This is a genomic window from Pseudarthrobacter sp. MDT1-40-2 (assembly GCF_059383595.1).
Window position 1 is genome coordinate 49,697 of sequence record NZ_JBWZCL010000004.1, and the last position, 20,187, is coordinate 69,883.

The window sequence follows — 20,187 nt, forward strand, 5'->3', positions numbered from 1 at the left end:
GGGCGGGAGGTCGTCCTTGGGTGGGTGAAACGTCCTGCCCGGCCACGTTCCAGGTGCAAATGGACCCGGAAGAAGCCCGGAGCCAGTGGCTAGGCTTTGACGAGCGGACGCTTTTCCTGCGCCCGCCCCCGATGTCGTGAGGTGGTAACGGTGCTGCTGGCGCTGATGCAGGCAAACTCTGCCGTACTGGATATTGAAGCCAACTGTGCCGCCGTTGACGAGGCCGCCCGGGCCGCGGCCGCTGCAGGTGCCGCCGTGCTGGTCACGCCCGAGCTCTTCCCGGTGGGCTACGCTCCGCGGCGGCTCCGCGCCGAACTTGACCCCTCCCGGCTTCCTGCCATCAGGGACACCCTTGCCGGGATCGCCCGAACGCACCATGTCGGACTGGTCTACAGCCTTCCTGCCGTAACCCGCAGTGGAGAATGGAACATCAGCTCAAACCTCCTGGACGCGCGGGGCAACACGCTCCTGCACTACGCCAAAGTCCACCTTTTTGGCGAGGACGAGCGTGCCGCGTTCAGCCCCGGAACGGAACGTCCCGGCGTCGTTGACTTCAACGGACTCCGGACCTCCATGGTGATCTGCTACGACGTGGAGTTCCCGGAGGCTGTCAGGGCAGCAGCCGACGGCGGAGCGGAACTGCTCCTGGTCCCTACGGCGCTCGCCCACGGTTTCGAGTCCGTGCCGCAGGTCCTGCTGCGGGCGCGGGCGCTGGAAAGCCAGTTGGCCATCGCCTACGCCAACCATTCCGGTGTTGAAGACGGCTGTAGATTCCTTGGCGGCAGCGTCATCGCCGGTCCCGATGGCGCTTTGTTGGCAGCGGCAGGGGAAGGCAGCCAGCTCCTGTTCGCCGAGGTGGACGCCGACATGGCCGGCCGGGCCCGCGCGGCTGTTCCCTATCTGGCCGAGCGCCGCCCGGATCTCTACCGCGCCTGGGAGTCCTGAGGAAGCGGCTATTCCTGCAGCAGTACGTCAACGTACTGCAAGGCGATCCACAGTTCCGCCCGCGCCTGGGCCTGACCAAGATCCAGCTCAAGCAACTCTGCAAGGGCGGTGATCTGGCGGCGCACACTGTTCCGGTGCAGGCCCAGGGCCTTGGCCGTGGCGTCCCAGTTTCCGTTCTCGCCCAGCCACGACTTCAGCACCCTAAGCTGGGCTGAGCGGCGCTCGGGCTCCTGGTCCAGGACCGGTTCCAGCAACCGGCCGGCCAGCATGGCGCCGGCATCCTGGCCCAGTAATCCCGTGACAGTCCACGTGACCTCATCCACCCGAAGGCTCTTGCCGGTGCTTCGAACCCTGGACCGCAGGGACGTGGCCCGCTTGTAAGCAGCAGGCAGCTCTGCCAGCTCCGCGGGTTCCCCCACCACCAGGCGCCAGCCAAGCTGTTCCACCTCGTGCAGCAAGGCATCGTCCACCTTCAGCCTGGTCACCGCGGCAAACCCGTAGTCCGTCAGCTCCACCATCTTGGTGTCGAAGAGCCGCCGCCACTGGAGCAGTTCACGGACAGGGCCATCAGCTGCAGCGGGCCCTTGCTCCTCAGCACGCACGCCCTGGACCACCCTCAGCGCACCGGACCTGGTACCGGAGACGCTCTGGGCCAGCAGATCCTTCAGGATGTTCAGCTCCCTGCTGCCGCCCGAGGCGAGGCTTTCCGGATGGAGCAGCAGTGCCGTGGCAAGTTGGCTGGGCGCCAGCGATCCACTGGTGCGCTGGCGCACCAGCAGTTCGAGCAGTCCCACCACCGAGGACACTACGCTGTTCTGCGCCGGCGTCAGGGGCATATCGGTGCCCAGCACCAGTCCGCCCAGGGTGGCGTCCTTGGCACTGCGCAGCGGATGGCCGTACACCAGGGCGGAACCAGGAGTATTGAAGGATTCCGTTTCCACGCGCGGGCCGTTGCCGGTGAGCAGCCGTTTGAGCAGGGGCTGCAAAGCGGAAAGTTCGACGCCGGAACTTGCGCTGATGCCCCGCGCAACCGTTCCGGGTGGCGCTGCGGCCGCTGCCGCCCTGGCCCGCACCCGCCCGTCTGCCCCGATCAGCAGCGCCCACACCGGAACCCGCTGGGCCAGTGCAGACAAGAGTTCGTGTTCGGGCCGGGCTGACAGCACTGCCCGCATCAGCTGCCTGTTGGTCTCTGCCAGCTGCCGGAAGACCCGCGCATTTCCGGATTCCAGCAGCTGGGAAAATGCCAGTCCCAATGCTGCGAACGGCACGGTGTGGGGGATTCGCACCAGGGTCAGGCCGTGTTTCCGGCAGGCAGACACCAACCGTTCCGGCACATCGTCAAAATACGGCTCCAGCCCAAAACCGAGGGCCGCCACTCCGGCCTCCACAAGTCTGCGCACGTAGGCATCAGCAGTGTCCGCCGCGGCATCAACACGCCCGGTGCCGCCATCGAGGAAGGGCAGTCCGGCGGTGAGCACAAACTCGCCGTCCAGCAGGTAGGGCGTAGGATCCTCGAGTTCGCTGGGTTCCACCCAGCGCAGCGGCATCGCACCGTTGCCGCCGTCGACAAGCACCGAAAGGTCCGGCGGCAGGGCGTCCAGGAATTGCCCCAGGGTCACAGCGTCCAGCGGTCCCGAGACGGCAATAGAAGGGTCTGCTGCGGCGCCGGGCCCCCCGGGGGGCTCAACCGCAGCTGGTGCACTTTGTCTCATGACTGAAAACTATAGGTCACTTTGCACCTCCTTGAGATTCGGGTCACAGCCCTACTGTTGATGAGGGGAATTCGACCAACTACTCACGAACGGACGTCAACGATGACTGTGCCTACACTCTCCGGGCCGGCGCCGGGCAAAGCGACTGGACCAACCGGCCGTCCCGGACTGGCCGCCCAGCTGCTGCGCCGTAAGCCCATCGCCCAAATGGTCCGGGAAGCAGACAGCGGACACGGCGGACCGCGGCTGGTCCGCAGCTTCGGAGTCCTGCAGCTGACCATGATCAGCGTTGGTGCCACCCTGGGGACCGGCATTTTGGTGATCCTGGGCGAATCAGTCCCCCTTGCCGGACCGGCCATCTGGATCTCCTTCGCCATCGCCGGCCTCGCCGCCCTGCTTTCAGCGGTGTCCTACGCCGAAATGGCCGGAATGGTCCCGGTTTCCGGTTCCAGCTACTCCTACACGTACGCCACCATGGGTGAGGGTATGGCCTGGATTTGTGGCTGGTGCCTGGTCCTTGAGTACGCCGTGTCCGTTGCTGCGGTTGCCGTAGGTGCCGGGCAATACGTGAACGAAAGCCTCGCCGTGTTCGGCCAGGTCCTGCCGGACGCCATGTCCCAGCCCCCGGGCGATGGCGGCGTCTTCAACCTTCCCGCAGTTGTGATCGTGCTGCTCGCTACCATCTTGCTGGTGCGGGGCGCAAAGGAAAGCGCCTGGATCAACACCTCGATCGTTGTGGTCAAGGTGGGCATCCTGCTCTTCTTCTGCGCCGTGGCGTTCACCGCCTTCAACGCCGGCAACTTTGAGCCGCTGCTGCCCATGGGTGCTGCCGGTGTTTCCGCCGCGGCCTCCCGCGTATTCTTCTCCTACATCGGCTTCGATGCCGCCTCCACCGCCGGCGAAGAAGCCCGCAACCCGAAGCGCGACCTGCCCCGGGCCATCATGCTGTCCATGCTGATCGTCACCACCATCTACGTCCTGGTGGCCGTTGCCGCCATCGGCGCCCGTCCCTGGGGCTGGTTCGACGGCACCGAAGCCGCCCTGGTGAAGATCCTCGAGGAAACCACAGGACAGCCGTGGATTGCCCTGGTCTTCGCCGTGGGCGCCGTCCTGGCCATCGCCAGCATCGTGCTCACCGTCCTCTATGGCCAGACCCGCATCCTGCTCTCCATGTCCCGTGACGGGCTCATCCCGAAGGTCTTCAGCCGCGTCTCCCGCCGTACCGGCACCCCTGTTGCCGGGACGATCCTGGTGGGCACCGCCGTCGCACTGACCGCGGGCCTGGTTCCGCTGGGCTCCCTGGCCGACGCCACCAGCATCGGCACCCTGTTCGCCTTCGCCCTGGTCAACGTGGCCGTTATCTACCTGCGCCGCAGCCGGCCCGAACTGGAGCGCACCTTCCGCGTACCGCTCTTTCCGCTGACCCCTGTCCTTGGCGCCATCATGTGCGGCTATCTCATGCTCAACCTTGGCGCTGACACCTGGTTCGTCTTCGGCCTCTGGATGCTGGTGGGCGTGGCAGCCTATTTCGGCTACGGACGCCGGAACTCCAGGGTGGCGGCACTGGGCGACGACGAATACCGTGAGCTGAGCGGAGAAGCAGTTTCAACACCGTCCAACTCCAACCCCAAAAAGGCTGAGACTCCATGACCATCGCCACTGAACTGCCGGCAAGCGACCCGTCCAGCACCTCAACACTGCTGGCACCCGAGCCACCCTTTGACGGCGGGACTGCCGCACCGATCACCATGCTGAATCCGGACTTCCCGTTCAGCTATGACCACTACCTGGCCCACCCGGATGGACTGGGCACTGTGCCGCCCGAGCTTTACGGCACCGAGGTCGCAGTGGTTGGTGCAGGGCTTTCCGGGCTGGTGACTGCGTACGAGCTGATGAAGCTGGGCCTGCGCCCGGTTGTTTATGAGGCGGACCAGATCGGCGGGCGGCTGCGGACGGCCAGCTTCCCCTCGGCACCCAACGTCGTGGCCGACCTCGGCGGGATGCGGTTCCCCGTCTCAGGCAAGGCGTTCTACCACTACGTGGACCTTCTGGGCCTGGACACCCAGGACTTCCCGAACCCGCTGGCCCCCGTCACATCCAGCACGGTGATCGAACTTGCCGGCCAAAAGCACTACGCCGCCACCACCGAAGACCTTCCGCCCTTCTTCCGCGAGGTGGCTGACGCCTGGAAGGCGGCAGTCAATGACGGCGCCAGGTTCCAGGAGATGCAGGAAGCCATCCGCGCCCGGGACACCGCCCGGATCAAGGAACTGTGGAACGAACTCCTGCCGCTGATGGACGAACAGACATTCTACGGCTTCATCGCCGGCAGCGACTCCTTCAAGCAGGCCGGCTTCGCCCACCGTGAGGCCTTCGGCCAGGTGGGCTTCGGAACCGGTGGCTGGGACACCGACTTCCCCAACTCCATCCTCGAAATCCTCCGGGTTGTCTACACCGACGCGGACGACCAGCACCGGCTCATCAGCGGGGGAGCGCAGCGGCTCCCCGAGGCACTCTGGCAGCACTCGCCGTCGGACATGGTGTATTGGCCGGAAGGCACCTCCCTGGCCTCACTGCATTCGGGAGCACCCCGCGGGGCCGTGGGCCGGATCAGCCGCGATCCCAACGGCGACCTCCGGGTCGCCGAGCGCTGGGGCCGCGAAGCCAGCTACCCGGCGGTGGTGACCACCTGCCAGTCCTGGCTGCTGTCCACCCGCATCCACACCGAGGAAGCGCTGTTCCCGGCCGAGCTGTGGACGGCCATTGAGCGCTCGCACTACATGCAGTCCTCCAAGACGTTTGTGATGGTGGACCGGCCGTTCTGGAAGGACATCGATCCGGAGACCGGCCGCGAGGTGCTTTCCATGACGCTCACGGACCGGCTCAACCGCGCCACATATCTGCTCGATGACGGCCCGGACAAACCGGCCGTCATCCTGCTCTCCTACACCTGGAACGACGACGCCCTCAAATGGCTGGCGCTGGACGCGGACGAGCGCGTGGAACTGATGCTGCACTCGCTGGAACAGATCTACCCGGGTGTGGACATTGCCAGCCACATTGTTGGCCAGCCCATCACGGTTTCCTGGGAAGCGGACCCCAACTTCATGGGTGCTTTCAAGGCCAACCTGCCGGGTCATTACCGTTACCAGCAGCGGCTGTTCACGCACTTCAAGCAGGACAACCTGCCGGACTCCCAGCGCGGAATCTTCCTGGCCGGCGATGACGTCTCCTTCACGGCCGGCTGGGCAGAAGGCGCCGTCACCACCGGCCTGAATGCGGTCTGGGGAGTGGTGAACCACCTCGGCGGCTCCTCGGCTCCGGGCAATCCCGGTCCAGGCGACCTGCTGGACGAGATCGGCCCGATCAGCCTCGACTAACGGTGGTTGAGCTTGTCGAAACCTAGTGCATCTCCCGGTGCACGAGTGCCAGCTCCCGGTAGTGGGCCGCATTGTTGAGTACGCCGTCGTACTCTTCGTCGGTGAGCTGACGGCGTACCTTCCCCGGCACGCCGGCCACCAGGGACCGTGGCGGGATGATGGCGCCTTCCAGGACCACCGCTCCGGCGGCCACGAGCGAACCGGTGCCGATCACTGCGCCGTTCAGGACAGTGGCGCTCATGCCGATCAGGCAGTCGTCCTCCACGGTGCAGCCATGCACGACGGCGGCGTGGCCCACACTGACGCGCGCACCCAGGCTGCAGGGGAAGCCAGGGTCCGCGTGCAGTACCACGTTGTCCTGCAGGTTGGTGCCGGGGCCGACGCTGATGGCGGCGGTATCTGCGCGGACCGAAACGCCGTAGAAGGCGCTGGAGTCTTCGGCCATTGTGGCGTTGCCGATGATCGACGCGGAGGGTGCGATGAACACTGATTCGTGGATGTCCGGCGTGTGGCCGGCAAAGGGATACAGGGGAGCCATGTCCCCACCCTAATCCGGGGAGGGTGCTAGTTGAACACCACGGTCCGGTTGCCATCCAGCAGGACCCGGTGCTCGGCGTGCCACTGAACAGCCTGGGCCAGGGTGCGGCCTTCGACGTCGCGGCCCATCTGCACGAACTGCTCGGGCGTGCGGGCGTGGTCCACCCGAATGACTTCCTGTTCGATGATGGGCCCCTCATCCAGGGCTGCCGTGACGTAGTGAGCGGTGGCGCCGATCAGCTTGACGCCGCGGGCGTGCGCCTGGTGGTAAGGCTTGGCGCCCTTGAACGAGGGCAGGAACGAGTGGTGGATGTTGATGGCCTTGCCGGTCAGCTCGTTGCACAGCTCATCGGAAAGGATCTGCATGTAACGGGCCAGAACGGTCAGTTCGACGTCGTGCTCCGCCATGATGGCCCGCAGCTTGTCCTCCGCCTGCACCTTGGTATCCGGCGTCACGGGAATGTAGTGGAAAGGGATGCCGTAGAACTCGGCCAAGCCGGCAAGGTCGCGGTGGTTGGCCACGATCGCCGGGATCTCGATGGGCAGGGTGCCGGAGCGCTGCAGGAACAGGATGTCGTTGAGGCAATGTGCTGACCTGCTGGCCATCAGCAGGGTACGGACTTTCTGCCCCACCGGGAACAGGTTCCACTGCATCCCGAACGCCTGGGCAACGGGTTCGACGGCGGCGTGCAGCTCTGCATGCGACGCCGCCGTGGTTGCCTCCACCCTCATGAAGAAGTTTCCGGTGGCGGGGCTGCCGTACTGCTGGGAGTCCGCGATGTTGCAACCGGCAACCAGCAACGCCCCAGCCACGGCGTGGACGATTCCGGGACGGTCCGGGCAGGACAGGGTCAGTACGTACGCTTCGTTCAGTTGCTCATTACTCACACGTACCAGCGTACCCGCGCACGGCGACGGTTTTTGGTAGTCTGGGGACGTCGCAACTGGCGTTGGGTGGCTTACCACCAGGGAGCGGCAATCACGAAGACCACGGATCGTACGCCTGGGCCGAGGGTCATGTTTTGCCGGTGGATTCCTGCAGCAGCCGCGGCAGCCGCTTCTTAACGCCATTCCCGTCATCAAGCGGGCGTGGAAACGCGCCAACCGGTAGCCTGACCTAAGCAGTGCCCGTACCCCCAGCCAGGAGTTATTCGTGACCACTATCGCCACGTCCGCGTCCGTCAGCAACCAGTCCCTTGCCGAACTGGACCCCGAGATCGCGGCAGTCCTCAACCAGGAGCTTGGCCGCCAGCGCGGCACCCTGGAAATGATTGCCTCCGAAAACTTCGCCCCTCGCGCCGTGATGGAAGCCCAGGGCTCCGTCCTGACCAACAAGTACGCTGAGGGCTACCCGGGCCGCCGCTACTACGGTGGCTGCGAATACGTCGATGTCGCCGAGCAGCTGGCCATCGACCGCGTCAAGGATCTCTTCGGCGCCGAGTACGCCAACGTCCAGCCGCACTCCGGTGCGCAGGCCAACGCCGCGGCGCTCGCCGCCATGATCACCCCGGGCGACAAGATCCTGGGCCTGTCCCTCGCCCACGGCGGACACCTCACCCACGGCATGAAGCTGAACTTCTCCGGCAAGCTGTACAACGTTGCCGCTTACCAGGTTGAAGAAGGCGACTTCCGCATCGATATGGACAAGCTGCGCGAGCAGGCCATTGCCGAGAAGCCGCAGGTCATCATTGCCGGCTGGTCTGCCTACCCGCGCCACCTGGACTTCGAAGCCTTCCGGTCCATTGCCGACGAAGTCGGCGCACTGCTCTGGACGGACATGGCCCACTTCGCCGGCCTGGTGGCCGCCGGACTGCACCCCAGCCCGGTGCCGTACTCCGACGTAGTCACCTCCACCGTGCACAAGACCCTCTCGGGCCCGCGTTCCGGCGTGATCCTGGCCAAGCAGGAATGGGCCAAGAAACTCAACTCCAGCGTGTTCCCGGGCCAGCAGGGCGGCCCGCTCATGCACGTCATTGCGGCCAAGGCAGTGGCCTTCAAGATCGCCGGCAGCGAGGAATTCAAGGAACGCCAGGAGCGCGTCCTTGAAGGCGCCCGCATCATCGCCGACCGCCTGAACCAGCCGGACCTGGCTGAGGCAGGAGTCTCGGTGCTTACCGGCGGTACGGACGTCCACCTTGTCCTGGTGGACCTGCGCAATTCACAGCTGGACGGCCAGCAGGCTGAAGACCTCCTGCATTCGGTGGGCATCACCGTCAACCGCAATGCCGTGCCGTTCGATCCGCGCCCGCCTATGGTCACTTCCGGCCTGCGGATCGGTACCCCCGCACTGGCAACCCGTGGCTTCGGCGCCAACGAGTTCACCGAGGTGGCGGAAATCATTGCCAGCGCCCTGAAGTCCGGCCAGGCCACCGAGGTTGAGGCGCTTCAGGCCCGGGTGGACAAGCTCGCCGCTGACTTCCCGCTCTACCCGCAGCATGAGCAGTGGTAGGCGCAGCCGTGTCCAGCGCCACGATTCTTGACGGCAAAGCCGCTGCGGCACAAATCAAGACGGAGCTCGCTGAACGGGTGGCGGCGCTCAAGGCCAAGGGTGTTACGCCCGGCATTGCCACCGTCCTGGTAGGAGCCGATCCGGCATCGCACCTGTACGTGTCCATGAAGCACAAGCAGTCCGCGGCGATCGGCATGAACTCGATCCAGCGGGAACTTCCGGCAGATGCCACGCAGGCAGACGTGGAGGCGTTGATCGACGAACTCAACGCGGACCCTGCCTGCCACGGCTACATTGTGCAGCTGCCGCTGCCCAAGCACCTGGACACGGATGCGATCCTGGAACGGATCGATCCCATGAAGGATGCGGACGGGCTGCACCCCACCAACCTGGGCCGCTTGGTGCTTAACGTCAACGGCGAAATCACGTCGCCGTTGCCATGCACGCCGCGTGGTGTCATCGAACTGCTGGAGCGCAACGGCTACAGCCTCGCCGGCAAGCATGTTGTGGTGGTGGGCCGCGGCGTGACCATCGGCCGGTCCATCGGCCTGCTGCTCACCCGCCGTGCCGTCAACGCCACCGTCACCCTGACGCACACCGGGACTGAAAATATGTCCGAACTGCTGCGTCAGGCGGATGTCATCGTCGGTGCGGCCGGCGTCAAGCACATCGTCAAGGCTGCCGACGTGAAGCCCGGGGCAGCCCTCCTGGACGTCGGTGTGACCCGGGAAGTGGATCCGGAAACCGGCAAGAGCAAGGTGTACGGGGATATCGATCCCGCGGCAGCCGAGGTGGCGGGCTTCATCTCGCCGAACCCCGGCGGTGTGGGCCCCATGACCGTGGCGCTGCTGATGACCAACGTGGTGGAAACCGCGGAGCGCATGGTGGCGGAAGCCAGTCAGCGCTCACCTGAGTGAAATGAAGTGAACTGAAGTCCGACGGCGGCACCCGGCTGGGGTGCCGCCGTCGGACTTTGGCATGTTCGCCCCGGGTGGAAGATGGCCGAAGCGGGTCCGCCGGTTTGAGAGAATAGAGCCATGCAATCTGTGGGCACTTCAAAGTTTTCGTCCGGTACGGCCAAGGGCGGCATGTTCCGCATCGGCGGACTGGGCATGACGGTCTTTATCATCGCGTTCCTGGTGGCGGTCATCTTCGCCGCAAACCAGAATGACGTTGTTGGCTGGGTCGTGGCCATCATCGCGCTGTTCTGGCTGCTGCTGGCATCGTTTGTGGTGTTCAGCATCCAGAAAGCTGCCCGCAAGGCCGGCGCCAAGTTCAGCGAGGCCCAAAACGCGTTCAGTAGCGCTGCCGGCCGCGCGCCGTCGTCGGAGTCCTCGGACCATGGCGGCACCCGTGTGGTCTCGGAGGCCCGCGCTGACGGTGTACGGGATTTGAAGCTGGACCACTCGTTCAAGATCGTCCAGGTCCAGGTCCGCGTCATCAACGACGAACGGGCCAAGGGCGCTGCCGCGAACCAGGACACCATCTACAGGGCGCTGGAAACCATCGAGATTACGGCCACCAATGCAAGGGACATGATCAAGTCCTCGGGCGGCACTGACGAGCCGGTCAGCGGCACCATCATCGACTAGAGTAGAGCGGGTGAGCTCGGCATTGGAGAAGGACCACCTTCGGATCGCATCAGTCAACGTCAATGGCCTCCGGGCTGCCTACAAGAACGGCATGGCGGCGTGGCTGGAGCCGCGCGATGTAGACATCCTCTGCCTCCAGGAGGTCCGCGCGCCTGACGCGGTGGTGCGCCAGCTGCTGGGCGAGGGCTGGTATATCCTGCACGCCGAGGCCGAGGCAAAGGGCCGTGCCGGCGTGGCCATCGCTTCCCGGCAGGAACCCACGCTGACCCGCACCGGCATCGGCGACGATTACTTCGCCACGGCAGGCCGATGGGTTGAAGCGGATTTTACGGTTCCCACAATGTCCGGTACCCCTGCCCAGCTGACCGTGGCGAGTGCCTACGTGCATTCCGGTGAGGTCGGCACGCCCAAACAGACGGACAAGTTCCGCTTCCTGGATGCCATGACCACCCGCCTGCCGGAGCTGACCAAGCACAGCGACCACGCACTCGTGGTGGGGGACCTGAACGTTGGCCACACCGAACTGGACATCAGGAACTGGAAGGGCAACGTCAAAAAGGCGGGATTCCTGCCTGAGGAGCGTGCCTACTTCGACCGCTTCTTCGGCGAAGAGATCGGCTGGAAGGATGTGCACCGGGCCCTGGCGGGGAACGTCAACGGCCCCTACACCTGGTGGTCGCAGCGCGGCAAGGCGTTCGACACCGACACCGGCTGGCGCATTGACTACCACCTGGCCACTCCCGGGCTCGCGGCCGCGGCTGTGTCCGCGGTGGTTGACCGGGCGCCGTCGTGGGACACCCGCTTCTCTGACCATGCTCCGCTGGTAGTGGATTACCGGCTCTAGTTTTAAGGCACCTCCATGACGAGTTCCACCACAACAGAACCTGCTGCAGCTCCCGCGCCGGCATCTTCCACCAAGCTGGCCGCCGGCCAGAAGCACCGCGTCCTGTCCGGGATGCAGCCCTCCGCCGACTCCCTGCACCTGGGCAACTACCTCGGCGCACTGGTCAACTGGGTCCGCATGCAGGACGAGTACGACGCCATCTTCTTCATCCCTGATCTGCATGCCATCACGGTGCCGCAGGATCCCGTGGAACTGGCTCGCCGTACCCGCATCACTGCCGCCCAGTACATTGCCGGCGGTGTGGACGTGGAGAAGTGCACCTTGTTCGTCCAGTCCCAGGTACCCGAGCACGCGCAACTGGCGTGGGTATTGAACTGCATTACCGGAATGGGCGAGGCAGCCCGCATGACGCAGTTCAAGGACAAGGCGCAGAAGCAGGGATCGGACCACGCCAGCGTGGGGCTTTTCACGTACCCCATCCTCCAGGCCGCCGACATCCTGCTCTACCAGCCCCACGGCGTTCCGGTGGGCGAGGACCAGCGCCAGCACGTGGAACTCAGCCGCGACCTGGCTACCCGGTTCAACAGCCGCTTTGGTGAGACCTTCCAGGTGCCGGCGCCTTTCATCCAAAAGGAATCCGCCAAGATCTACGACCTGCAGAACCCCACGGCCAAGATGTCCAAGTCCGCGGAGTCGCCCGCAGGCCTGATCAATCTGCTCGATGATCCTAAGGTCACGGCCAAACGGATCAAGTCCGCCGTCACTGACACTGAAACTGAGATTCGTTTCGACCGTGACGCCAAGCCCGGTGTTTCCAATTTGCTGAGCATCTACTCCGCAATCGCAGGACGGCCGGTGGAGCAGATCGTTGCAGAATACCAAGGCAAAATGTATGGGCATCTCAAGGTCGATCTGGCGGAACTTGTCGCCGGCCACCTCGCCCCGATCCGGGAGCGCGCCAACGAGCTCCTGGCGGACCCCGCGGAACTGGACCGGCTCCTGGCACACGGTGCCGACAAAGCCCGTGAGATTGCTTCGGCCACCCTTCGTGATGTCTATGCCAAGGTAGGGTTCCTTCCCTATGGCGGCACCCTGGGAGTCCGCTAGCCCCATGACGTCCAACAGCAGTGCCGGCGAAGGAGCGAATGTAGGGGTCATTCTGGGCTTCCCGCCTGCCATCGCCGAAGAGCTGCAGCGCTGGCGGGCCTCCTTTGGCGATCCCATGGCCGACGTCATACCTGCGCATATCACGCTGGTCACCACCACGCTCACCGAGGACTGGGAAGCAACCCACCGCCACGTTCGTGAAGTTGCCCGCCAGCAGGAACCCTTTATGGTCACCATCGCCGGTACGGGCTCCTTCCGGCCTGTATCCCCGGTGGTATTCCTGAACGTAGAGGACGGCTTCGGGGCGTGCGTGGAGCTCCACGAGAAGCTCCAGTCCGGCCCGCTGGAACGTGAGCTGCCCTTCCCGTACCACCCGCACGTCACCATCGCCCATGACGTTGCCCCCGAGAGCCTCGATGAGGCCGAAACGGCGCTCCGTGACTACAGGGCCACGTTCCCTGTGGTTAGCATGGGACTCTACGAGCACGACGCGGATGGAATTTGGCAGTTACGGGAAGAGCTGGACTTTGGGACAGAAACGGACGACGACGCGCCATGGCTCGCAGACAGCGGCAAACCCACCACTACCCACTGAGCGGGCCAGGCTGAGGCTGGCGGTCATCCAGCGCAGGATTGACTGGGGCCGTGCCCGCAGGTCGGGCGCGGGATTCGCCGGTGAAGCCATGTCCTTGCTGCAGTGGCTCCTTGCCTCGCTCAACGCCCTCCGGCCAGTGCGCGCCTTGCAGCAGTACACCAGGCAACGCGGACCGCTGATGAGCGCCGGAATCGGCTTCACCATGTTCTTCTCCATTACGGGCCTCCTGACCACGGGCTTCTCCATTGCGGGGCTGCTCCTTCGGGGGCAGCAGGTGCTGCTCGACCGGGTCGTGGCCAGCGTGGCCGAGGCGGCACCCGGGCTGCTGCAGGTGAATGGCAGTCAGGGGCTGGTGGACCCGCAGGAACTGCTTGATCCCATCGGTTTGGGCTGGACCGTGGTAATCGCCGCCGTCGTTACCGTGATTACCTCGCTCGGCTGGCTGGCCCGGGTTCGGGAGGGCCTGCGCGGCGTCCAGCAGTTGCCACCGCTGACAGTGAACCCCATAATCCTGAAGCTGCGCGACGCCGGCATCCTGGTGCTGCTGGGCATTGCTGTGGTTGTCAGTTCGGGCGCATCGCTGATCTTCGGGACGGCTGCCGGCTGGGTGGCAGATTTCCTGGCGTTGGACGACGCTGTGGCCGGACCGTTGACTACCTCAATCAAGATCGGCGTGCCGCTGGTGCTTAGCTGGGTCACTGCCTTGTTAATGTTCAGGTTGGTGGCCGGTCTGAAGCTGGCCATGCGGGCGTTGCTGGAGGGCACAATCCTTGCTGCCATCGGAACCAGTGTCCTGCAGATCTTCAGCACTGAGCTGCTGGCAGGGGCGGGCAGGAACCCGGTGCTGGCGCCGTTCGCGATCATCATTGGCCTGCTTATTTGGTTTAACCTGGTCAGCCAGGTCTACCTGGTGGCCGGTTCCTGGGCCGCTGTCCGCCAAGCCGACCTGACGTCCGAAGCCGGCGGACCTGCCTCCGTGTGGGGGGCACGCCGGGTCCAGCCGGGACGGGTGCCCCAGGGTGGTGCCCCCGGAGGACACAAGGGGGCGGAAAACCGGCCGGAGTGGGCTACTGCCCGGCGTCGAGGTACTGGTCTGCCCAGGCAGCAATAATTCTTGCAGCCCGCGCTGCCTGCCCTTTGCCCGTCAACAGGTGGTCACTGCCCTCCAGTGAGACGAAGCTCCGAGGGTGTCGGGCCGTCTGGAAAATCGTGCTGGCATTCTCGATCCCCACGGTGTTGTCAGTGGGGGAGTGCAGCACCAGCAGTGGCCTGCGCAGGCCCTTGATGCACTCGGTCAGGTCCGCATTCTCCAGGTCCTCGACGAAGTGCCGGCGGATCTCCACACGCTTGCCGCCCAGGTCTACCTCGGCGCTGCCTTCGCTGTTGATGCGGTCCAGTGCAGCATCGAACACGTGGGCCACGTGCTTGGGCGAGAACGGCGCACCGATGGTGGCGACGGCGTCGAGCTCCGGGATTTCGCGGGCGGCTGCGAGCACGGCGGCACCGCCAAAGGAATGTCCGACGAGGAGGGAGATGGCCTTGCCGCTGTCACGCATAAAGCCTGCAGCCCGGACTGTGTCTGCCACCTTGTGACTGAAAGATCCCTCCGCCCAGGTGCCTGCAGATTCGCCCAGCCCCAGGTTGTCGAAACGGAGCATACCAACGCCACTGTCTGCCAGGGCCTTGCAGATCCGCGACGCCGCGGGGCTGTCTTTGCCCAACGTGAAGCCGTGCGAGAAGACCCCCCAGCCCTTGACCGGCCCCTCGGGCTGGTCAAGAATGCCGGACAGCAGCTCGCCGGTGGTGCCTTCGAACTGTACTTTCACGGAACGGGACATTGCATGCCTTTCAATACAGGGCCACTGAGCGCCCTAAGGGTGGAAAGCACGACGGCGCCGCGCACCAAAACTGGTGGGCGGCGCCGTCGTGCTTTCCCGTCACCGGGACGGAATCAGATCTTGCGCGAAAGGATTGCCTGCTTGACCTCGGCAATGGCCTGGGTGACCTGAATGCCGCGCGGGCACGCTTCCGAGCAGTTGAAGGTGGTGCGGCAGCGCCACACGCCTTCTTTGTCGTTCAGGATTTCCAGGCGCATGTCGCCGGCGTCATCACGGGAATCGAAGATGAAGCGGTGAGCGTTGACGATCGCGGCAGGGCCGAAGTACTGGCCGTCCGTCCAGAACACCGGGCAGGACGACGTGCACGCGGCGCACAGAATGCACTTGGTGGTGTCGTCGAACCGCTCGCGGTCCTCGGCGGACTGCAGGCGCTCCTTGGTGGGCTCGTGCCCGCGGTTGATCAGGAACGGCATCACTTCGCGGAAGGACTGGAAGAACGGCTCCATGTCCACAATGAGGTCCTTTTCCACCGGCAGGCCCTTGATGGGCTCCACTGTGATGGGCTTGGAGGTGTCAAGGTCCTTCAGCAGCGTCTTGCAGGCCAGGCGGTTGCGGCCATTGATGCGCATGGCATCGGAACCGCAGACGCCGTGAGCGCAGGAGCGGCGGAAGGAGACGCTGCCGTCGTGCTCCCATTTGACCTTGTGGAGGGCGTCAAGCACACGGTCCGTGCCGTACATGGTGAGCTCGAAGTCTTCCCACGTGGCGGCCTCGGAAACCTCAGGGTTGTACCGGCGCACACGCAGCGTGATGTTGAACGTGGGAATCTCCCCGCCACCACCAACGCCGGCGGGCAATTCGATTTTGGATGCTGGCTCAGCGAGTTCAGCGGTCATCTTAGTACTTCCTCACCATCGGCTCGTAGCGTGTGAAGACCACCGGCTTGGTAGCCAACCGGATACCCGCAATAGCCTCGGCAGAGCCGTCGGCCGGAGCGTGGTCATCCTTGTACGCCATGGAGTGCTTCATGAATTTCTCATCGTCACGCTCAGGGAAGTCCTCACGGAAGTGCCCGCCGCGGGACTCTTCACGGTGCAGGGCCGCCACGGTCATGACTTTGGCCAGTTCCAGGAGGAATCCCAGTTCCACGGCCTCGAGCAGGTCAAGGTTGAAGCGCTTGCCCTTGTCCTGGACGCTGATGTTGCGGTAACGCTCCTCAAAGGACGCAATGTCTTTGAGGACCTGGTTGAGGGTGTCGGCGGTGCGGAACACCTGCATGTTGGCATCCATGGTGTCCTGCAGGTCCTTACGGATCACAGCCACCTTTTCCGTTCCGGTGCCATTGCGGGCAATGTCCAGCAGCTCGACCGTGTAAGCCTCCGGGTTTTCCGGGAGCTCGACGAAGTCTGCGGTTTTGGCGTATTCGGCGGCAGCAATACCGGCCCGCTTGCCGAAGACATTGATGTCCAGGAGCGAGTTGGTGCCAAGGCGGTTGGAGCCGTGGACGGAAACGCAGGCCACCTCACCGGCGGCGTAGAGGCCGGGGACCACGGTGTCGTTGTCCTGCAGCACCTCGGTGGTGATGTTCGTGGGGATCCCGCCCATGGCATAGTGCGCCGTCGGGAACACCGGAACGGGTTCCGTGTAGGGCTCAACGCCAAGGTAGGTGCGGGCGAACTCGGTGATGTCCGGGAGCTTGGCGTCGATGTGTGCCGGCTCCAGGTGGGTCAGGTCCAGGAGGACGTAATCCTTGTTCGGGCCACAACCGCGGCCTTCCCGGACCTCGTTGGCCATGGACCGGGCCACGATGTCACGCGGCGCCAGGTCCTTGATGGTGGGTGCGTAGCGCTCCATGAAGCGCTCACCTTCAGAGTTGCGGAGGATGGCACCTTCACCGCGGGCCGCCTCCGACAGAAGGATGCCCAGGCCGGCAAGGCCGGTCGGGTGGAACTGGAAGAACTCCATATCTTCCAGGGGGATGCCGCGGCGGAAGGCGATGCCCATGCCGTCGCCGGTGAGGGTGTGGGCGTTGGACGTGGTCTTGAAGACCTTGCCCGCTCCGCCCGAAGCGAAGACCACTGACTTCGCCTGGAAGACATGCAGCTCACCGGTGGCGAGGTCGTAGGACACGACGCCGGCGACCCGCTTCTGCTTGTACGGGGTGCCGTCCTCGCGTACGGCGTCTTCCTCAACCGTCAACAGGTCAAGGACGTAGTACTCGTTGTAGAACTCGACATTGTGCTTGACGCAGTTCTGGTACAGGGTCTGCAGGATCATGTGGCCGGTACGGTCGGCCGCGTAGCAGGCGCGGCGGACCGGAGCCTTGCCGTGATCACGGGTATGGCCGCCGAAGCGCCGCTGGTCGATGCGTCCCTCCGGGGTGCGGTTGAACGGCAGGCCCATTTTTTCCAGGTCCAGTACGGCGTCGATGGCCTCACGTGCCATGACTTCAGCTGCGTCCTGGTCCACCAGGTAGTCACCGCCCTTGACGGTGTCAAAAGTGTGCCACTCCCAGTTGTCTTCCTCGACGTTGGCCAGTGCCGCGCACATGCCGCCCTGTGCCGCACCGGTGTGCGAGCGGGTGGGGTAAAGCTTGGTCAGTACTGCTGTTCGTGCCCGCTGACCGGATTCAATCGCTGCACGCATGCCAGCGCCACCGGCACCAACGATCACGACGTCGTACTTATGGACCTGCATACCAGACGCTCTTTCTCTCAAAATTCGCTATAAAACCACGGGCTGGCGTTGCCGGCACCGCAAAGTATTCCCCGGATAATCACTGCATGGAGACAGCGTGGCCGGGTCTTAGGCCGGGCAGAAGCCGCCCGGCAGCGGCACGCCATTCACCACGGGGCAGGGGTCGAAGGTGAAGATGACCAGGGTGCCAAGGACCACGATGACGATGGTGGCCGCGTAAAGGACAGTCTTGAGCCACATGCGCGTGGCATCCTTTTCGGCGTAGTCGTTGATGATCGTGCGGACGCCGTTGGTGCCGTGCAGCATGGCCAGCCACAGCATGGCGAGGTCCCAAATCTGCCAGAACGGATCCGCCCACTTCCCGGCAACAAAACCAAAGTTGATGGCATGGATACCTTCGCCTACCAGGAGGTTGACGAACAGGTGGCCGAAGATGAGGACAACCAGTACAACGCCGGAGAGCCTCATGAACAACCAGGCAAACATCTCAAAGTTGCCCCTCGAGGCACCCGTACGGCGGTACTGCGGATCGATCCGTCCGTTTTTGTTGTGTGCACTGCCGCCGTGCGCGCTGCGTGGGTTGGGAATCGTTGCAGTCATGGCTTAGTGGCCTCCAGAAGCGGCGAAAGCGAGGGACAGGTGGCGGATCGCGAAAGCCGCGATGGTGACGACCCAGAGTCCAAGGACAACCCACAGCATCTGGCGCTGGTACTTGGCGCCCTGCTTCCAGAAGTCCACTGCGATAATCCGCAGGCCGTTGAACGCGTGGAAGACGATTGCGGCGACCAGGCCGGTTTCACCCAGCGCCATCAGAGGGTTCTGGTAGGTGCCGATCACGGCGTTGTAGGCCTCCGGGGAAACCCGGACCAATGATGTGTCCAGCACATGGACCAACAAGAAGAAAAAGATCACGACACCGGTAATCCGGTGTCCAACCCAGGACCACATGCCTTCACGGCCGCGGTACAAGGTGCCAGCTGGTTTCGTCGGCACTGAATAAACCTCCCTGCAACACAGCGGCGCTGGCGTGGGATCCACGCGGGGGAAACGCCTGCTGCGAGAGCACTCGTAGCTCAAGCCTAAATCTAGGCTTCGCTCACAGCTTATTCAATTTAGGAACCCCTTGGTCACTGGCTGGCGGCCGGTTTTTCGGCGGTTTGAGACTAAAGACACATTTGGTGGCCGGGCAATGAGGGGGTATGGCCTGAGGGCAGCTTCACTTCCGGGGTCGTAGTGGGGAGTCGGCTAGAGTATGCCTTGATGACTACAGACAACACGACAGGCCAGCCATCACCGTTGGACCGCTTTATTGCGGTTATTCCGGCGGGCGGCGTGGGAACCCGACTCTGGCCACTTTCGCGTGCAGCAGCCCCCAAATTCCTTCACGACCTGACGGGCTCCGGCAGTACGCTGCTTCGGGCTACCTATGATCGGCTCGAACCCCTGGCGGGCAGCCGCATGCTGGTCGTCACCGGCACCGCCCACCGTGAGGCGGTTTGCAGGCAGCTTCCAGAGGTTAACGACGCCGATCTGGTGCTGGAGAGTGAACCCAAGGACTCCGGTGCCGCCATTGGGCTTGCCGCCGCCATTCTTCACCAACGCGATCCGGACACCATCATGGGTTCGTTCGCTGCAGACCACGTCATCAGCCCTGACGGGCTTTTCCAGGAAGCTGTGCGGGAAGCAATCCATACCGCTGCCACCGGCAAGATCGTCACCATCGGCATTATGCCCACACACCCGTCAACCGGGTTCGGTTACATCCGCGCAGGAGTAAACCTGAACGTGCCTTCGGCGCCCAGCGCGCAGGCGGTTGTCCAATTCGTGGAGAAGCCCGATGAGGACGTGGCCCGCCAGTACGTCGAAAGTGGCGAATACGTCTGGAATGCCGGGATGTTCGTAGCCCCCGTGGCCCTCATGCTTAAGCACCTTGAAGCCAACCAGCCTGAGCTGTTCTCCGGATTGCAGGAAATCGCCCAGGCCTGGGACACTCCGGCGCGGGACGAAGTAACCGCCAGGGTCTGGCCGGAGCTGCCCAAGATCGCGATCGATTACGCCGTCGCTGAACCCGCTGCCGCCGCCGGTGACGTAGCCGTGGTGCCGGGCACGTTCAGCTGGGACGACGTCGGGGATTTTGCTTCGGTGGGCCGCCTCAACAGTGCCCGCGAGGTCGACGACGTCACGGTCCTTGGTGTGGGCGCGCGCGTCTTCACCGAGAACTCCAGTGGCGTGGTGGTCTCGGACACGAAGCGCGTGATCGCACTGATCGGCATCGAGGACGTAGTCATCGTGGATACGCCCGATGCCCTACTGGTCACCACCATGGCTAACTCGCAGCGCGTGAAGGCGGCTGTGGCAGCACTCAAGGCCAGCGGCGACACTGACGTCCTTTAGTCCGGATCGTCAGTTTCAGCCCGGGTCCGCCCGGACGTAGCACCAGTTAGCGCGCCGTAACGCACCGCGTGTGATGCCGCCATTGGCGGGCGGCTCG

At 64.4% G+C, this 20,187-nt stretch carries 19 protein-coding genes and 1 riboswitch; of the genes, 11 read left to right on the forward strand and 8 right to left on the reverse strand.

Translation table 11 applies throughout. The annotated features are described in order from the left end of the window. Nucleotides 1–150 precede the first annotated feature (150 nt). On the forward strand, nt 151–945 hold the full coding sequence (locus tag AC50X5_RS12695) for a nitrilase-related carbon-nitrogen hydrolase (RefSeq protein ID WP_494976454.1): 795 nt from the start codon (nt 151–153) through the stop codon (nt 943–945). Nucleotides 946–953: 8 nt separating this feature from the next. Here the strand turns inward: AC50X5_RS12695 and AC50X5_RS12700 are convergent, their stop codons facing one another. Next, nucleotides 954–2,657, reverse strand: coding sequence for a PucR family transcriptional regulator (locus AC50X5_RS12700; protein WP_494976455.1), 1,704 nt, complete (start codon nt 2,655–2,657; stop codon nt 954–956). A gap of 102 nt (nt 2,658–2,759) precedes the next feature. Between AC50X5_RS12700 and AC50X5_RS12705 the strand changes: the two genes are divergently transcribed. Further along, a complete protein-coding gene (locus tag AC50X5_RS12705; protein ID WP_494976456.1) occupies nt 2,760–4,307 on the forward strand; it encodes an amino acid permease in 1,548 nt (515 codons plus the stop codon). Then, nucleotides 4,304–6,037 (forward strand): flavin monoamine oxidase family protein, encoded by a 1,734-nt coding sequence (locus AC50X5_RS12710; RefSeq protein ID WP_494976457.1) that lies wholly within the window; start codon nt 4,304–4,306, stop codon nt 6,035–6,037. Before AC50X5_RS12705 ends, AC50X5_RS12710 begins: the two co-directional genes overlap by 4 nt. 22 nt (nt 6,038–6,059) lie before the next feature. On the opposite strand, the gene AC50X5_RS12715 is transcribed toward AC50X5_RS12710, so the two are convergent. Together AC50X5_RS12715 and purU are read right to left on the reverse strand one after the other, a co-directional pair. Then, on the reverse strand, nt 6,060–6,575 hold the full coding sequence (locus AC50X5_RS12715; RefSeq protein WP_494976458.1) for a gamma carbonic anhydrase family protein: 516 nt from the start codon (nt 6,573–6,575) through the stop codon (nt 6,060–6,062). Nucleotides 6,576–6,601: 26 nt separating this feature from the next. After that, nucleotides 6,602–7,462: a formyltetrahydrofolate deformylase gene (purU, locus tag AC50X5_RS12720; protein ID WP_493985057.1), complete on the reverse strand. Its 861-nt coding sequence runs from the start codon at nt 7,460–7,462 to the stop codon at nt 6,602–6,604. A 42-nt stretch (nt 7,463–7,504) separates the two neighbouring features. Further along, nucleotides 7,505–7,590, forward strand: a riboswitch (ZMP/ZTP riboswitch). A 137-nt stretch (nt 7,591–7,727) separates the two neighbouring features. On the opposite strand from purU, the gene glyA reads away from it, so the two are divergent. The 7 genes from glyA (at nt 7,728) to AC50X5_RS12755 (ending at nt 14,272) form a co-directional block, all read left to right on the forward strand. Then, nucleotides 7,728–9,023, forward strand: a complete 1,296-nt coding sequence (gene glyA / locus AC50X5_RS12725; RefSeq protein ID WP_494976459.1) for a serine hydroxymethyltransferase — start codon at nt 7,728–7,730, stop codon at nt 9,021–9,023. Nucleotides 9,024–9,031: 8 nt separating this feature from the next. Continuing rightward, the gene (locus AC50X5_RS12730) at nt 9,032–9,940 is read left to right on the forward strand and encodes a bifunctional methylenetetrahydrofolate dehydrogenase/methenyltetrahydrofolate cyclohydrolase (protein ID WP_494976460.1); all 909 of its coding nucleotides are present in this window, start codon (nt 9,032–9,034) and stop codon (nt 9,938–9,940) included. 120 nt (nt 9,941–10,060) lie between these two features. After that, entirely contained in the window at nt 10,061–10,615 is a 555-nt protein-coding gene (locus tag AC50X5_RS12735) for a hypothetical protein (RefSeq protein WP_494976461.1), read from the forward strand. Nucleotides 10,616–10,625: 10 nt separating this feature from the next. Then, a complete protein-coding gene (locus tag AC50X5_RS12740; protein ID WP_494976462.1) occupies nt 10,626–11,459 on the forward strand; it encodes an exodeoxyribonuclease III in 834 nt (277 codons plus the stop codon). 15 nt (nt 11,460–11,474) lie between these two features. Then, nucleotides 11,475–12,566, forward strand: a complete 1,092-nt coding sequence (gene trpS / locus AC50X5_RS12745; protein WP_494976463.1) for a tryptophan--tRNA ligase — start codon at nt 11,475–11,477, stop codon at nt 12,564–12,566. Nucleotides 12,567–12,570: 4 nt separating this feature from the next. After that, nucleotides 12,571–13,161: a 2'-5' RNA ligase family protein gene (locus AC50X5_RS12750; protein ID WP_494976464.1), complete on the forward strand. Its 591-nt coding sequence runs from the start codon at nt 12,571–12,573 to the stop codon at nt 13,159–13,161. A 37-nt stretch (nt 13,162–13,198) separates the two neighbouring features. Then, nucleotides 13,199–14,272 carry a YihY/virulence factor BrkB family protein gene (locus AC50X5_RS12755; RefSeq protein WP_494976674.1) on the forward strand — a complete coding sequence of 358 codons (1,074 nt, stop codon included), beginning with the start codon at nt 13,199–13,201 and terminating at the stop codon, nt 14,270–14,272. Here the strand turns inward: AC50X5_RS12755 and AC50X5_RS12760 are convergent. From AC50X5_RS12760 to sdhC, 5 genes are all read right to left on the reverse strand, one after another. After that, nucleotides 14,229–14,999 (reverse strand): alpha/beta hydrolase family protein, encoded by a 771-nt coding sequence (locus AC50X5_RS12760; RefSeq protein ID WP_494976465.1) that lies wholly within the window; start codon nt 14,997–14,999, stop codon nt 14,229–14,231. The genes AC50X5_RS12755 and AC50X5_RS12760 overlap by 44 nt on opposite strands. Before the next feature lie 113 nt (nt 15,000–15,112). After that, nucleotides 15,113–15,895, reverse strand: coding sequence for a succinate dehydrogenase iron-sulfur subunit (locus tag AC50X5_RS12765; RefSeq protein ID WP_494976466.1), 783 nt, complete (start codon nt 15,893–15,895; stop codon nt 15,113–15,115). Between the two features lies 1 nt (nt 15,896). After that, entirely contained in the window at nt 15,897–17,696 is a 1,800-nt protein-coding gene (gene sdhA, locus AC50X5_RS12770; protein ID WP_494976467.1) for a succinate dehydrogenase flavoprotein subunit, read from the reverse strand. A 108-nt stretch (nt 17,697–17,804) separates the two neighbouring features. Beyond that, the gene (locus AC50X5_RS12775; RefSeq protein WP_463937222.1) at nt 17,805–18,296 is read right to left on the reverse strand and encodes a succinate dehydrogenase hydrophobic membrane anchor subunit; all 492 of its coding nucleotides are present in this window, start codon (nt 18,294–18,296) and stop codon (nt 17,805–17,807) included. Nucleotides 18,297–18,299: 3 nt separating this feature from the next. After that, on the reverse strand, nt 18,300–18,689 hold the full coding sequence (gene sdhC, locus AC50X5_RS12780; protein ID WP_494976468.1) for a succinate dehydrogenase, cytochrome b556 subunit: 390 nt from the start codon (nt 18,687–18,689) through the stop codon (nt 18,300–18,302). A 267-nt stretch (nt 18,690–18,956) separates the two neighbouring features. Here sdhC and AC50X5_RS12785 point away from each other — a divergent pair, with 267 nt between their 5' ends. Beyond that, nucleotides 18,957–20,090: a mannose-1-phosphate guanylyltransferase gene (locus AC50X5_RS12785; RefSeq protein WP_494976469.1), complete on the forward strand. Its 1,134-nt coding sequence runs from the start codon at nt 18,957–18,959 to the stop codon at nt 20,088–20,090. Nucleotides 20,091–20,187: the final 97 nt, after the last annotated feature.

Coding starts and splice junctions, on each gene's coding strand:
- AC50X5_RS12700 (WP_494976455.1), bottom strand. CDS start 2,657: ATGAGACAAAGTGCACCAGCTGCGGTTGAGCCCCCCGGGGGGCCCGGC.
- AC50X5_RS12705 (WP_494976456.1), top strand. CDS start 2,760: ATGACTGTGCCTACACTCTCCGGGCCGGCGCCGGGCAAAGCGACTGGA.
- AC50X5_RS12710 (WP_494976457.1), top strand. CDS start 4,304: ATGACCATCGCCACTGAACTGCCGGCAAGCGACCCGTCCAGCACCTCA.
- AC50X5_RS12715 (WP_494976458.1), bottom strand. CDS start 6,575: ATGGCTCCCCTGTATCCCTTTGCCGGCCACACGCCGGACATCCACGAA.
- AC50X5_RS12735 (WP_494976461.1), top strand. CDS start 10,061: ATGCAATCTGTGGGCACTTCAAAGTTTTCGTCCGGTACGGCCAAGGGC.
- trpS (WP_494976463.1), top strand. CDS start 11,475: ATGACGAGTTCCACCACAACAGAACCTGCTGCAGCTCCCGCGCCGGCA.
- AC50X5_RS12750 (WP_494976464.1), top strand. CDS start 12,571: ATGACGTCCAACAGCAGTGCCGGCGAAGGAGCGAATGTAGGGGTCATT.
- AC50X5_RS12760 (WP_494976465.1), bottom strand. CDS start 14,999: ATGTCCCGTTCCGTGAAAGTACAGTTCGAAGGCACCACCGGCGAGCTG.
- AC50X5_RS12765 (WP_494976466.1), bottom strand. CDS start 15,895: ATGACCGCTGAACTCGCTGAGCCAGCATCCAAAATCGAATTGCCCGCC.
- sdhA (WP_494976467.1), bottom strand. CDS start 17,696: ATGCAGGTCCATAAGTACGACGTCGTGATCGTTGGTGCCGGTGGCGCT.
- AC50X5_RS12775 (WP_463937222.1), bottom strand. CDS start 18,296: ATGACTGCAACGATTCCCAACCCACGCAGCGCGCACGGCGGCAGTGCA.
- AC50X5_RS12785 (WP_494976469.1), top strand. CDS start 18,957: ATGACTACAGACAACACGACAGGCCAGCCATCACCGTTGGACCGCTTT.